The organism is Shewanella sp. 1311, assembly GCF_059338235.1.
The window spans coordinates 3,621,301-3,635,732 of record NZ_CM181686.1 but is presented as its reverse complement, the minus strand read 5'-3'; the positions used below and the strand labels follow the sequence as shown (position 1 = coordinate 3,635,732).

Here is a 14,432-nt window from a genome sequence, read left to right as displayed (position 1 = left end):
ATGATTAGTCAAGAACAAGATGTCTTTTTTTTAGACGAACAACCGTCACCACAACACCTCGAAAATCAAAAAACAGTCAAAATACTCACGGTGGACGATGACTCAAACTTCCAACGTTCGACCGCCTTTGCGTTATCTACTCTCAAAGTATTAGATTGTAAAATTGAGCTGGCCCAAGCCTTTAGCTATGCAGAAGCCTGCCAAGTGTTAACTAAGGAAAATGATTTTGCGATCGCCTTAGTCGATGTGGTGATGGAAACCGAAGATGCAGGGCTACGTTTGGTGCGTGGTATTAGGGAAGTGCTCGGCAACGAAAAAATCCGCATTATTCTGCTTACAGGTCAGCCCGGCATGGCCCCTATTTTCGACGTGATGCGTGATTACGACATCAACGACTATTGGACTAAATCCGAGTTATCGGCCGATAGGCTGCAAACTATCCTCACTACGAGTCTGCGTTCATATCAACAAATTAGCAGTATTGCCAATGCTAAGCGTGGCTTGCAACTGATTGCCGAGTCCAGCGGCGCGCTCTACACCTCTCGCAATATCAAAGAGCTTTCCGGCAAGATGTTGCGCCAGTTATCGACCTTATTGAACCTGCCCCATGGCGGCATTGTGTGCGTGAAATCGACAAATGAATTAACCGAACAGGGTATTTCCCACCAAATTATTGCCGCATCGTGTGAGTTTGAATCTTATTTTGGCCACTCGTTACAACAGCTTGAACAGCAACACATCCGGGCACAACTTGAACTTTGCCTGAGCCGCAGGCAGTCTCGTATTGAAAATGACTTTACTTGCCTCTTCTTCCCCGACGAACTCGCAGGCGCCGATTACTCCGTTTATTTAGCCACAGGCAGACCACTGGATATCACGGAAACTGAAATGATCCGTGTGTTTAGCATGAATATTTGTGGCGGCCTGCATAGCGTGTCGCTCATGAGCCAACTAGATAAGATTGCTTTTGAAGATCCGCTCGTCAAAATCCCTAATCTCAACGTGTTGCTCCGCACCTTAGAAGGCGTGCTGGCGGAAGATATTCGCGAAAAATTTAATTTATTGATTATTGATATTGATAAGTTTTCCGACTTTAATCGTGTATTTGGTTCGCCCCAAGGTAACGAGATGCTCAAACACGTTGCCTCTTGTTTGCGCGAACACTTTGATGCTTGTGTGTTAGTCGCTCGCCTCAAGGATGATAAATTTGCCGTGCTCGGCCCTAAAACCTTAGTCACCGCTGACATTATTAGTCGACTGTTTATTCAACCCTATCAACAGGGAAAATCGAAGATCACGGTCAATATCAGCACTGTCACACTGCCGCTAGAATTAGCCGATGGCACTGCGGTTGACGCCATAACGCAAGTCAACATGGCCCTGAAAACCGCCAAAAAGTTAGGTATTAGACAACATGTGACTTACCAACAAGCCAATGACGATAATGTGGCCTATCACTTCGAACTCTTACAATCGCTGCAACACAGTATTACCTGTAATGACATCCATATTGCACTGCAACCGCAAGTCTGTATTAAAACGGGTGAAGTCGTCGGGGTTGAAGCGCTGGCTCGCTGGACCTTGCCAAATGGTCAAAATGTGCCGCCGTTGGATTTTATCCCCATTGCCGAAGCGACAGGTTTGATCACCCAACTCGGTGAGCAACTATTCGTGCAATCTTGCCAAGCACTCTGCGCACTCAATGAGGCGGGTTATACTAATTTATGTATGGGAGTGAACTTATCGGCCATGCAGTTCGAACAGGAGAACATAGTCGATATTTTAAAGCAGCACATTGCCGACGCTAACATGCCTCCAGGTCAGATAGAAGTCGAAGTCACTGAATCGATTGCAATGCAAAATTTCGAAACCATCCGCAAGCAGTTAAATGACTTACGCTCGATAGATATTAGAGTCGCGATTGACGATTTTGGTACCGGGTTTTCCTCATTAGCCTATCTCAGCAAACTAACCTTCGACCGCATTAAGATTGATAAATCCTTTATCGACAATGTCACCTCAGATGATGGCGCCGCTGCGATAGTCGATAGCATTATCTTGTTAGGACAGCGCTTCCACATGAATGTGATTGCCGAAGGCGTCGATTGCTTTTGAAGATCCGCTCGTCAAAATCCCTAATCTCAACGTGTTGCTCCGCACCTTAGAAGGCGTGCTGGCGGAAGATATTCGCGAAAAATTTAATTTATTGATTATTGATATTGATAAGTTTTCCGACTTTAATCGTGTATTTGGTTCGCCCCAAGGTAACGAGATGCTCAAACACGTTGCCTCTTGTTTGCGCGAACACTTTGATGCTTGTGTGTTAGTCGCTCGCCTCAAGGATGATAAATTTGCCGTGCTCGGCCCTAAAACCTTAGTCACCGCTGACATTATTAGTCGACTGTTTATTCAACCCTATCAACAGGGAAAATCGAAGATCACGGTCAATATCAGCACTGTCACACTGCCGCTAGAATTAGCCGATGGCACTGCGGTTGACGCCATAACGCAAGTCAACATGGCCCTGAAAACCGCCAAAAAGTTAGGTATTAGACAACATGTGACTTACCAACAAGCCAATGACGATAATGTGGCCTATCACTTCGAACTCTTACAATCGCTGCAACACAGTATTACCTGTAATGACATCCATATTGCACTGCAACCGCAAGTCTGTATTAAAACGGGTGAAGTCGTCGGGGTTGAAGCGCTGGCTCGCTGGACCTTGCCAAATGGTCAAAATGTGCCGCCGTTGGATTTTATCCCCATTGCCGAAGCGACAGGTTTGATCACCCAACTCGGTGAGCAACTATTCGTGCAATCTTGCCAAGCACTCTGCGCACTCAATGAGGCGGGTTATACTAATTTATGTATGGGAGTGAACTTATCGGCCATGCAGTTCGAACAGGAGAACATAGTCGATATTTTAAAGCAGCACATTGCCGACGCTAACATGCCTCCAGGTCAGATAGAAGTCGAAGTCACTGAATCGATTGCAATGCAAAATTTCGAAACCATCCGCAAGCAGTTAAATGACTTACGCTCGATAGATATTAGAGTCGCGATTGACGATTTTGGTACCGGGTTTTCCTCATTAGCCTATCTCAGCAAACTAACCTTCGACCGCATTAAGATTGATAAATCCTTTATCGACAATGTCACCTCAGATGATGGCGCCGCTGCGATAGTCGATAGCATTATCTTGTTAGGACAGCGCTTCCACATGAATGTGATTGCCGAAGGCGTCGAGACTAAAGAGCAAGCGAAATGGCTAAGCGACCGCGGCTGCCACGATGCCCAAGGCTACTTTTATGCTAAGCCAATGCCACTACCGGAGTTATTAATTTGGCTTAAAAACTACCAAAAAACACCACTATGACAGCGCCATCGCAATTGACTCAACCTACCTTCTGGGGCTACTGGCTCAGATTCATGCTGCCGTGGTTATTGTTGGTGCCCATACTCACCACTTTGCTTTATCAAAAGCGCCATGAAGATGCCATGGTGCCCTTATACCAAGAGGCGAACACCCTTTTAGGTGATGCCGCTAAAACCATTGCCTACCATATTGGTAATATTAAGCGCGACGCCCTATTTCTTGCTAAATATCAAACACTCCTCGATGCGGCGGCGGGAAATGAGCAAGATCTCACTCAGGTCGAACATTTCTTCGAGAGCTTTAGTGCCGCATCACAAAACTACGATCAAGTACGTTGGCTCGATAATAACGCCTTAGAAAAAGTCAGAGTCAATCTTGTCCAGAATCTCCCACACATAGTTGCTAAACCATTATTGCAATTGAAGGCTAAGCGATATTACGCCATCCAGAGTTTAAGCTTAGCCCCTAATAGTTTTTACTTTTCGCCCTTAGATTTGAATGTCGAAAAGGGAGAAATAGAAAACCCAATCAAGCCCGTATTAAGAGTCACCACTCCCGTGTTTTTACCTTCGGGCGAGCGCCAAGGCTTTATTGCCCTCAATTTCCTCGCCCAATCCATGTTAGACGCCATTGCCAAAATTACGGCGAACAGCAATGTCGAGCTTTCACTGCTGAATAAAGAGGGTTACTGGCTACTCTCATCCAATCCAGAACTCACCTGGGCATTTATGTTTAATCGCCCGGAATTAACCTTAGCTAAGCTCAATCCCGATGCTTGGCAACAGATTACCCAAGATAGCGAAGGTGCCTTTATCACCCCCGAAGGGCTCTGGGATTATGAAAATGTACAAGATGCGACCAACACTTCTGACCAAGATTGGAAACTTGTGATACGGGTTCCCAATGATCAACTCTCAAAGATTAATCAACGCAGCCTGCTAGAAGCGCTCAGTCTAGGGATTTTATTGCTGTTACTCGGCGGTGGGATCTGTTGGCGCGCTGCAAAGTCCATGCGAGAACGGGACAAATTGAATCAAGAGTTAACCGAGCAACAGCAAAAACTCATCCAATCCAATGCCGCGTTAGCCGAATCGTTACAGCACTTACACGACACTCAGCAACAACTCATCGAGACGGGAAAACTCTCATCCTTAGGCATGATGGTGGCTGGCGTCTCCCATGAACTCAATACCCCAGTCGGCGCAGCACAGGTCACGTTATCGAGCATGAAAAATGAATGCACTAAGCTGCAAAACGCTTTCGAAACGGGTCTTAAGCGATCTGATGTTGATACTTACTTTATTCACTTCCATGAAGGCGCGGAGATAGTGCAAGCCAACTTAAGCAGAGCCGCAACCTTAGTCAGTAGTTTCAAACGCTTAGCCGTCGATAGAACAAGGGAAGAGCGCCGTAGTTTTAAGCTCACGAGCCTCGTTCAGGACATGCTACATACCTCATGGCTGCGGATGAAGAAGCAATCCCATGAGCTCGAAATCGACGTTGATGCCAATATCGAACTGAACAGCTACCCTGGCGCACTCGGACAATCCCTTGAAAACCTCGTCACCAATGCGATAACTCACGCTTTTGAAGGGCGAGTTAATGGTCAAATCAAAATCTCGGCAAAGATGATAGAAGAGCAAATAGTCGAAATCACAGTCTCAGACAATGGCATAGGAATGAGCGAGGAAACAATGAAACAAATCTTCGATCCCTTCTTTACCACTCGTAGGGGAAATGGCGGAACTGGGCTGGGTTTACACTTAACCTATCAACTTGTCAGCCAACTTCTTGGCGGGAAAATTACGGTCAGCAGTACGTTAGGTAAAGGCAGCGTTTTTAGTCTAACAATCCCAGTAACAGCCCCAGAAGCCGCCGAGCTGAACCTGAATTAACCGGTTATACGCAACGGCAACAGATAGCCAATATGCTGGCCGAATATGATGCTAAAACTTGATGTCTAAACATGATGCTTGAACTATGGTGTTTGAACACGGCGCTTAAACCATGTTGCTTGAATATCAGCATTGAACATAGCGGACGCATTGCGCCCAAAACAAAACAGGAGCCCAAGGCTCCTGTTTTTTATGACCATTCAATCACTTGCTAAGGCATAACTTGGCTTGATATGGCTAGGTATAACTAGTCATAACACTAGGCGAGCGCTTTAGCCTTATCGGCATTGATAACATTGATTGCCGTTAGATAATCGATTAAGGCGCGGACTTGAGTCGCTAAATCGCCTTTGCTGGTATCTATGGTCAATTCTGCCGCTAATGGCGCTTCATAGGGTGATGAAATACCAGTGAAATTACTGATTTCACCACTGCGTGCTTTCACATATAACCCCTTAGGATCACGCTGCTCGCACACACTTAATGGCGTCGACACGTGCACTTCAATGAACTGACTGGCAGGGAAACGGGCACGAATGCTATCGCGCTCCTCACGAGTCGGGGAAATAAAGGCCGATAACACCACAAGCCCAGCATCCACCATTAATTTGGCCACTTCGCCGACACGGCGCAGGTTCTCGTCACGGTCTTCAACCGTAAACCCTAAGTCTTTACACAGGCCATGGCGCACATTATCACCATCAAGCAAATAAGTGTGGAATCCCGCCTCAAATAACGCCCGCTCTAATGCACCCGCCAGTGTCGACTTGCCCGCGCCAGACAGTCCGGTAAACCAGAGTAATACTGGATTTTGGCCTTTCTGTTCGGCTCTGGCGGCTTGATCTACAGGATGTTGATGCCACACGATATTTGTCATAAAAACTCCTCAATTCCCATGCTGTTAAACGGCTAACACAAGGGCAATAAACTCAAGCTAATCACTAAAATGGAAAGATGATCGGCACCATAAATATCACTATCAGGGAATACAGCACAGATAACGGCAATCCTAGGCGGACGAAGTCACTGAAGCGATAATTACCCGCGTTAAATACCATCAAATTGGTTTGATAGCCGTAGGGTGAAATAAAGCTCGCGCTGGCACCAAAGACCACGGCCATAATAAAGGGTCTTGCATCGACACCGTAATTAAGCGCAATCGCGTAGGCGATGGGGAAAGCTAGCGCTGCGGCAGCATTATTGGTAACTAATTCAGTCAACAACAAGGTCATAAAATACACACCGACAAAAGCGCCAAACACCCCATAACCATTGATAACCGAGAGCAATCCTTGGGCTAAACTGTCCGCAAGGCCAGTGCTCATCATCAAGTTAGCGAGCCCTAACGCACTCCCCACTATCACCACTAATTCCAATGGAAAACGGCGTTTAAGCTCAGCCAAAGTGACAGCGCCAATAACAAAATAACTCAGCAGCAGGAGCACTAAACCTTTAGCCAATGGCAATACACCGGTGACACTCAAAACGATCGTGACCGCAAAGCCGAACAATACCCAACGACCACGGCGACTGTCTAAGCGCACATTCAAATCTAAGCCGCTGATCGCCGCAAACTCTGAACTCAATTTTGCGCTATTGCTGAAACCATCGCCTGGCGTCAATAACAACACATCACCGGGTTGCAGAATAATGTCGCCAAGCCCTCCCTTCAGCGGATGATTGCCGCGGCGGATCGCCATCACGGCCGCATCGAACTGTTCACGAAAACGTGACTCTTTCAACGAACTGCCGACTAAACGGGATGATGGCGCGAGCACAGCTTCAACTAAATTTTGTCCCTTGGCTTGATGCTTACCAAACCAATCTAAACCATCGAATTGATGTAATAACTCAACCGATTCCACCGCACCACTGAAGCGCAGCACATCGTCCGCTTGCAGCACTAACTGGGGCGGCACAGGGCAAATACAAATGCCGCTGCGTTCTAGTTCAACCAGATATAACTTCTTCAGCGCCCTGAGTTTGTTATCCACCACACTGCGACCCACTAAGGATGAGCCTTTTGCCACATGGGCTTCGAGCAAGTAAGGCAGCGCCTCTTCACCCGACTCTTCCCGTCTGTCGGGCAGAATGTTCGCTAGTAAGATCAATAACAAGATGCCAGCGACGACGATCACAACCGCGACCGGCGTGAACTCGAAGAAACCTAAGGCGGGTAAGCCGGCGTTTTCCACAAAAGAGTTCACAATCAAGTTGGTCGAGGTACCAATCAGGGTCAGTGTGCCACCTAAAATTGCCGCATAATTTAACGGCAATAATAACTTAGCGGGTGCGTGTGCTTGATTGCGACGCACAACACCGATAAGCGACGCCACCACCGCAGTGTTATTGGTAAAGGACGACAGCAAGGCGGTCGATAGCCCAAGCTTTGCCATTGTCATAGGCAAAGAACTATTGCCTATGACTTGACTCAACTTTCCCAGCAGGGACGTTTTTTCTAACGCCGTCGCGGCCAATACCAACAGGACGAGTGTGACTAAGCCAATATTTGTAAAGCTTGTTAATGCGGTATCGAGCGCAACCATGCCAAGCAAATAACAGAGCAAAAATGTAAATAAAAACAATACCGCTGGATTGATACGGCCGCTAATTAAGCCAGCCACAAGACCTAACAAAATAATCGCTAACAGCCACAAGTCACTCACAAATTAAGCTCCAAGCTTAGAGATATCTATCGCTTGCCAATGTGGGTAGTGTTTACGCACTAAGGCATTAAACTCAACTTCAAAGGCACTAAATTGTGATGCTGTTTGTTTGTTAACATGCTGACCCGATACCACCATCACTGCGGCAACCGTCGCATTGCTCAGGCGATCGATTAGGATCATTCCGCCGGTATCGCGTACTAACGAATACGCATCGAACACTATGTCTTCGGTCAGCTCTAAGGTCACGCGAGCAATCGCGTTTAACCCAAGTGTATCCGTCGCGCTGCGCGCTAAGGTATTAACATCAACCACATAATCGATAGCAGTCACAGAGGCTTGCGTCTTCTTACCGGCCACTTTGATGTCGTATAACTGGCCGAGTTGTAATGGCTTTTCATCCATCCACACTATGTCAGCGCTGATCACGTTAGCGACGGCGGGTGCTGAATCCGGTCTTGCCAGTAAATCGCCACGGGAAATATCAATTTCATCTTCCAGCGTGATGGTCACAGCTTGGCCAGCAACCGCTTCTTGTATGTCGCCATCGAAGGTCACAATACGTTCAACCTTGCTGCGTTTGCCCGATGGCAAAGCCACTAACTCGTCACCGACATTGATAATGCCAGAGGCTAAAGTACCCGCAAAACCGCGAAAATCTAAGTTAGGACGCGACACATATTGCACAGGAAAACGCACTGGCAATGAGCTGAGTTCACGTTGAGTATCAATGGTTTCTAGCAGTTCCAGCAGAGTACCACCTTGATACCAGTCGCTTTGCGTACTACGCTCAACCACGTTGTCACCATTAAGCGCCGATAACGGCACAAAGTGGATATCGAGGTTACCGAAATCTTTGACGAAATCGGTAAAATCGGCACGAATGCGATTGAAGACTTGCTCGTCAAACCCAAGCAAATCCATCTTGTTCACGGCAACAACGAAGTGACGAATCCCCAGTAATGACGCGATAAACGCATGGCGTTTAGTCTGAGTCTGCACGCCGTAGCGGGCATCGACTAAAATCACCGCCAAATCACAGGTCGATGCACCCGTTGCCATGTTGCGCGTGTACTGCTCATGCCCTGGCGTATCGGCGATGATGAACTTACGCTTATCACTTGAAAAGTAACGGTAAGCCACATCGATAGTGATGCCCTGCTCGCGCTCGGCTTGCAGACCATCCACCAGCAAGGCTAAGTCGATAGCTTCACCTGTGGTGCCCATCTTAGCGCTGTCGCTCTTTAGGCTCGCCAATTGATCTTCATAGATCTGGGCACTGTCGTGTAACAGGCGACCGATTAAGGTACTTTTGCCATCATCCACACTGCCACAGGTTAAAAAGCGCAGTAAGCCTTTGTGTTGCTGCAGGGCTAGATATTCTTTCACACCATGGAGGGTAATTTCTGCCGCCATGAGATTGGTTTTATTGACCGCTTTGTCCATCTTACTCTCACTCTTGATCTGCTTGGCTGAAGGTCGCGCTTTACTTGCGCCACCTTCGCGAAATAGGGTTAACCTTGCCGAGATTAGAAGTAGCCTTGACGCTTCTTCTGCTCCATCGAGGCACTTTGATCTGAGTCGATCAATCGACCCTGACGCTCGCTTGAACGGGTTAACAGCATTTCTTCAATAATCTTCTCTAGGCTGTCGGCCTCAGAATGCATGGCGGCCGTAAGTGGGTAGCAACCTAAGGTTCTAAAACGCACCAATTCTTCTTTAAACTGCTCGCCTTCGGCTAACTTCATCCGCTCGTCATCGGCCATGATTAACTGACCGCCGCGCTCAACCACTTGACGTTTAGCCGCAAAATACAAAGGCACTAACTCAATGTTTTCTTGATAGATATATTGCCAAATATCCAGCTCAGTCCAGTTAGATAACGGGAACACGCGAATACTTTCGCCCTTGTTCACCGCGCCGTTATAGGTGCGCCACAATTCTGGACGTTGGTTTTTAGGATCCCATCTGTGGTGACGGTCGCGGAACGAATACACACGCTCTTTGGCGCGAGATTTTTCTTCATCGCGGCGAGCCCCACCAAAAGCGGCATCAAAACCGTATTGGTTAAGTGCTTGCTTTAAACCTTGGGTTTTCATGATGTCAGTGTGTTTCGCACTGCCATGGTCGAAAGGGTTAATCCCCTGCGCCAACCCTTCTGGGTTGATGTGCGTCAGTAACTCGAAGCCAAATTTCTTTGCCTGGGCATCACGAAACGCGATCATCTCTTTGAATTTCCAACCCGTATCAACATGCAGCAACGGGAATGGGATCTTGCCCGGATAAAAGGCTTTACGCGCTAAGTGCAACATAACGGAAGAATCTTTCCCGATGGAATACAACATCACAGGATTATCGAATTCGGCTGCAACTTCACGAATGATCTGGATGCTCTCGGCTTCCAGTTGTTGTAAGTGGCTTAATTCACGCCCGGCCATACTATTCTCCGTTTACCTTAAATTCGCTGCATTACCACAGCATGGGTTAGCTTAATTTGCTCAATATCTTTAACTACTTAGCATCTTTAACGCTTAGTATCTTTAACTGTTTGTGGCTTAGCTTATCGACGCGGCAGCCGAGACTCTAACCGATTGAGTCTGCTCATCACTGGCTTGAGTCGATTCAACCGCTTCAGGGTTGAACCAATGCAAAGTGTCACTCAGTGCAACCACTTCACCTATGATCATCAAGGCTGGCATTTGTAATTCGGGATCGGCGGCAAGCTGTTCGAGCTCACCTAAACGGCCGATAAAACGACGTTGCTCTTTAGTGGTCGCCTTTGACACTATCGCCACGGGGGTGTCAGGGCTTCGGCCCACATCGACTAAACCTTGGCGAATAATGCCGGCGTTAAGAATCCCCATATACACGACTAAGGTATTGTTAGGATTTGCATAACCTTGCCAATCCATAGGGCGGCTCTCTAACTGACAATGACCGGTGATAAAAGTGACGCCTTGGGCATGGTCTCTGTGGGTCAGGGGAATGCCCGCATAGGCCGATGTGCCGCTGGCGGCGGTAATACCGGGGACGACTTCAAACTCAACCCCCGCTTCGACTAAGGTTTGTAACTCTTCGCCACCGCGACCGAAAATAAAAGGATCGCCGCCCTTAAGACGCACCACATTTTTACGGGTGTAGGCTTTAGTCACGAGTAACTGATTAATCTCGTCCTGTGCGGCGCTATGCTTGCCCGCACGTTTACCTACGGCAATCTTTTCAGCGTCTTTTGGAATAAGAGCTAGGATATCTTGACTGACTAAAGCGTCGTATAGCACAGCATCTGCGGTTTTAAGGATGCGCCATGCCTTTAACGTCAATAACTCAACGTCACCAGGACCTGCACCCACCAGCCAGACTTTGCCTTTGGCCGCTTGGCCCGGTAAAGATAAAATTTCCATCAGCATCCCCAAGATCACTTTAGTCTGTAGAAATATAGCGCGTCTTATATTCCATAATAAATAGATAATTATTAGTTTTTATATCATTTAGGTATAAAAGAAATCACTGACGTCGATTTAAAATAGAAAAATATTGAGTTTCAAAATCAAAAATGCCCCAACACACTAATAACCAGTTGAATTTAAATAACTTAATATGGATTCATCTGTTATATAAAACGAACACCGCTCAGCTAAGTGTGTGATTTTGGCACTATGTTATTGCCAAAAATTCTACCTAAACCTGCCCCAACAGGGTGAAAACCTCACTAACAAGATAAATTGTCACCAAATGACGCAGAATTTTTACATAACCATAAATTCACTTTCTAATGGTAAGCTGGGCATAACTATCTTTGTTGAGTACGACTGACAAATACACAAATAAGCACATCAAGGAGGGCCGATGAAACGACTTTATTCAGGTATTGCAATGGCTGGGCTATTAGCTTGTACGAGTATAAATGCCGATGAATCATTAGTAGAAGGAAGAGTCAAAGATGAACTTGCCACGGCAGAACTGCCTTTTGTAATTACACCCCATAAAGTGAATTACATTTTACCTGCGACCTATAGCCCAGATCCCAACATGGCACCGTTCGCTGAAGATGCCCTCATCAATCCCTACACTTTGGATGAGTTCGAGGCTAAGTTTCAAATCAGTTTCAAATTCCCTATTTGGTACAATGTCTTTGGTGATAATGGTCATTTATTCTTTGCCTATACCAATCAATCCTATTGGCAGGTTTATAACAAAGACACCTCATCTCCGTTCCGTGAAACCAATCACGAGCCTGAAGTCTTTATGCTGTTTAATAACGATTGGAAAATCGGCAGTGTGACCAATTCCTTTTGGGGCGTTGGTGCAGTGCATCAATCGAATGGTAAATCAGGACCGCTTTCTCGCAGCTGGAATCGACTCTATGCCACTATGATTTTTGATGCCGGTCCACTCGCCTTCTCAACTAAAGTCTGGTGGCGTATTCCTGAGGATGAAAAAACCGATCCGCATCAAGCCCGCGGTGACGATAATCCCAATATTGATGACTACATAGGCAGAGCTGAGTTTATTGGTGTCTATGGTATCGATGAGCATAGATTCACCTTAACCCTTAAAACAAACCTAGAAGATATCGACAGAGGCTCAGCAGAACTGACCTGGAGTTATCCTATCGTCGGCAACTTACGCCTTTATACTCAATACTTTAATGGCTATGGCGAGAGCCTAATCGATTACAACTATCACAACCAACGTATTGGTATCGGGATTTCGCTCAACGATATTCTGTAGCAAATATAAAAGTGACAGAGTACAAAAATCAGCCATAATTTGCTGCTAATCTACAAAACCTGCTGCTAAATTGCTCAGATGGATCTGAGTTTATGGCTCAGCGGGACGATTTACATTGATCCTAATGGCATTTAAGCCGATAGTCGCACACCTTTTTGTGCCCTGAAGCCGCGCCTTAACATCATGGAGGAATATGAGTTTTAGCTACCGCAGCATAGTCATGCTACTCAGTGTCATTATTTTCGCGAGCTTACTTAAGCTCGCGTTTTTTGCTGTGCCAAAAGATAACACTGCACCTATGCTTAATGCGCAAGAGGTACGCCAAGATCTCTATGCCTTATTGGATCAAATCGAGCAACACTCGGCGTTTTATGCGTTAACGCCCGATAAAGCCAGTCCGCAACTCAAGTATATGGCGAGCCTGATTGTCGAGCAGTATCAAGATATGACTCCCAATGACCGCTTTGCCGCTGAAATCACTAAGCTACTCAATAGCCTCAAAGATCCCGGTGCTCAAGTGCATGACTTCGATGATCAAAGCGGCGATCTCCCGTTAACCTTACGGCCACTCAACGACCAGTGGTTAGCCTTAGATAGCAGTAACAGTCCAATCAACAACGACTTTCCCTTTGTGACTCATATCGACGGTTTACCTATGAGTAAATGGGTGGCGGCCAGCCAAGCCTATCTACCTGAGCCTGCAAAACAGAGCCAAGAAATGCAATTACCTTGGCTGAAAAAACTGAACCTGCTGCGTGAAGATTTAGGCCTCAGCATCAAGCCCTATGTGCTCGTTACGCTGATTAATGATGATCTACTAACCCAGCAGGTGACTCTCGCCCTGCCAAGCCACGAACCGCAGGCGCAATTAGCGGCAAGTAATCAAGAAGATAAGACACAAGATATGAGTGTTTTTGAGTTCATTAATCAGTTGTCTCAGTTTGAGCGCTCCGAATTTCAAGACGTTCCATATCAATTAGAGACGGTTAACAATACTACGGTCAAACTGAAAATCAGTGATCTGTACGCCTTTGAATTAAATAGAGATCTACAGCAAGAACTGCTCAAGGGCATGACGCATCCCCTACTGATCATTGACTTACGTGATGCTAGTGGTTTTAGCCCAAAGTTATTGACCCTATTATCGCGATATCAAGATGCTGATTTAAATAACACTTTAGCGCCGAACGTGATGGGATTTGCACACTATCGCCGCTCACCGGAACTGAGAAATGACTATCTGCAGCCACTCAACTTTAAGCCTTTAGCTGCGCTCGAATACAGTGTGCCTCGACTAAAATCCCTCACCCGCAACTTACCCTCAGTCGATGAAGATAAATTCAGCCCTTGGTATATTCGCACTAAACCTGCGGTGACTCCTGAAGGGCAAAATCGCTTAGCGCTGCTCGTGAGCCCCAAATGCCGCCAAGAATGTGAGTGGATTGCCTATCGCACTAAATCTTGGTCTAGGGCGAGTTTGATTGGTGAAAAAACCTCGGGCGACTTTGCTCGTCAGTACCATTTCAAACTGCCAAACAGTGGGTTAGACATAAGATTCAGTAGTTCGTTAACCTATGATGCACAGGGAAAACTCTTGTCAGGTGCTGGGACTGAGCCCGATATTTGGCTCCCGCAAAACAGTGATATTCAATGGCAAGGACTAGTGAGTTTAGTGCGTTCGGCTAAGCCAAAAACTCAGCTCATTCAAACATCACAACCCACTAAGTTGGCTCAAGCTAAGCTGAATTAAATCCAAAAAAT

Annotated in this window: 10 protein-coding genes; 5 read left to right on the top strand and 5 right to left on the bottom strand. The window is 46.6% G+C overall.

Going from position 1 to position 14,432, the window contains the following annotated elements; all coding sequences use genetic code 11:
• From AC5YB3_RS16195 to AC5YB3_RS16185, 3 genes are read left to right on the top strand one after another with little or no spacing between them, the layout of a single operon-like run.
• On the top strand, positions 1 to 2,115 hold the full coding sequence (locus tag AC5YB3_RS16195; RefSeq protein ID WP_494525718.1) for an EAL domain-containing protein: 2,115 nt from the start codon (positions 1 to 3) through the stop codon (positions 2,113 to 2,115).
• Positions 2,090 to 3,379, top strand: a complete 1,290-nt coding sequence (locus AC5YB3_RS16190) for a putative bifunctional diguanylate cyclase/phosphodiesterase (RefSeq protein ID WP_494525717.1) — start codon at positions 2,090 to 2,092, stop codon at positions 3,377 to 3,379. The genes AC5YB3_RS16195 and AC5YB3_RS16190 overlap by 26 nt, the downstream gene beginning before the upstream one ends.
• Complete coding sequence (locus AC5YB3_RS16185; RefSeq protein WP_494525716.1) at positions 3,376 to 5,274, top strand: sensor histidine kinase; 1,899 nt, start codon at positions 3,376 to 3,378, stop codon at positions 5,272 to 5,274. Before AC5YB3_RS16190 ends, AC5YB3_RS16185 begins: the two co-directional genes overlap by 4 nt.
• Positions 5,275 to 5,533: 259 nt before the next feature.
• Here the strand turns inward: AC5YB3_RS16185 and cysC are convergent, their stop codons facing one another.
• The 5 genes from cysC to cobA all read right to left on the bottom strand — a co-directional run bounded on the left by cysC (position 5,534) and on the right by cobA (position 11,341).
• The gene (cysC, locus tag AC5YB3_RS16180) at positions 5,534 to 6,151 is read right to left on the bottom strand and encodes an adenylyl-sulfate kinase (RefSeq protein ID WP_006082881.1); all 618 of its coding nucleotides are present in this window, start codon (positions 6,149 to 6,151) and stop codon (positions 5,534 to 5,536) included.
• A gap of 64 nt (positions 6,152 to 6,215) precedes the next feature.
• On the bottom strand, positions 6,216 to 7,940 hold the full coding sequence (locus tag AC5YB3_RS16175; RefSeq protein WP_494525715.1) for an SLC13 family permease: 1,725 nt from the start codon (positions 7,938 to 7,940) through the stop codon (positions 6,216 to 6,218).
• A gap of 3 nt (positions 7,941 to 7,943) precedes the next feature.
• Positions 7,944 to 9,386, bottom strand: a complete 1,443-nt coding sequence (cysN, locus tag AC5YB3_RS16170) for a sulfate adenylyltransferase subunit CysN (protein WP_012196744.1) — start codon at positions 9,384 to 9,386, stop codon at positions 7,944 to 7,946.
• A gap of 83 nt (positions 9,387 to 9,469) precedes the next feature.
• On the bottom strand, positions 9,470 to 10,378 hold the full coding sequence (cysD, locus tag AC5YB3_RS16165; RefSeq protein ID WP_012586925.1) for a sulfate adenylyltransferase subunit CysD: 909 nt from the start codon (positions 10,376 to 10,378) through the stop codon (positions 9,470 to 9,472).
• 117 nt (positions 10,379 to 10,495) lie between these two features.
• Positions 10,496 to 11,341 carry a uroporphyrinogen-III C-methyltransferase gene (cobA, locus tag AC5YB3_RS16160; RefSeq protein ID WP_494525714.1) on the bottom strand — a complete coding sequence of 282 codons (846 nt, stop codon included), beginning with the start codon at positions 11,339 to 11,341 and terminating at the stop codon, positions 10,496 to 10,498.
• A gap of 445 nt (positions 11,342 to 11,786) precedes the next feature.
• Between cobA and AC5YB3_RS16155 the strand changes: the two genes are divergently transcribed.
• Together AC5YB3_RS16155 and AC5YB3_RS16150 are read left to right on the top strand one after the other, a co-directional pair.
• Entirely contained in the window at positions 11,787 to 12,671 is an 885-nt protein-coding gene (locus tag AC5YB3_RS16155) for a phospholipase A (RefSeq protein WP_494525713.1), read from the top strand.
• A gap of 193 nt (positions 12,672 to 12,864) precedes the next feature.
• The gene (locus AC5YB3_RS16150; protein WP_494525712.1) at positions 12,865 to 14,421 is read left to right on the top strand and encodes a S41 family peptidase; all 1,557 of its coding nucleotides are present in this window, start codon (positions 12,865 to 12,867) and stop codon (positions 14,419 to 14,421) included.
• Positions 14,422 to 14,432 lie beyond the last annotated feature (11 nt).

Excerpts from the sequence above, each read along its gene's own strand:
- AC5YB3_RS16195 (WP_494525718.1), top strand. The coding sequence starts at position 1 with ATGATTAGTCAAGAACAAGATGTCTTTTTTTTAGACGAACAACCGTCA.
- AC5YB3_RS16185 (WP_494525716.1), top strand. The coding sequence starts at position 3,376 with ATGACAGCGCCATCGCAATTGACTCAACCTACCTTCTGGGGCTACTGG.
- cysC (WP_006082881.1), bottom strand. The coding sequence starts at position 6,151 with ATGACAAATATCGTGTGGCATCAACATCCTGTAGATCAAGCCGCCAGA.
- cysN (WP_012196744.1), bottom strand. The coding sequence starts at position 9,386 with ATGGACAAAGCGGTCAATAAAACCAATCTCATGGCGGCAGAAATTACC.
- cysD (WP_012586925.1), bottom strand. The coding sequence starts at position 10,378 with ATGGCCGGGCGTGAATTAAGCCACTTACAACAACTGGAAGCCGAGAGC.
- cobA (WP_494525714.1), bottom strand. The coding sequence starts at position 11,341 with ATGGAAATTTTATCTTTACCGGGCCAAGCGGCCAAAGGCAAAGTCTGG.
- AC5YB3_RS16155 (WP_494525713.1), top strand. The coding sequence starts at position 11,787 with ATGAAACGACTTTATTCAGGTATTGCAATGGCTGGGCTATTAGCTTGT.
- AC5YB3_RS16150 (WP_494525712.1), top strand. The coding sequence starts at position 12,865 with ATGAGTTTTAGCTACCGCAGCATAGTCATGCTACTCAGTGTCATTATT.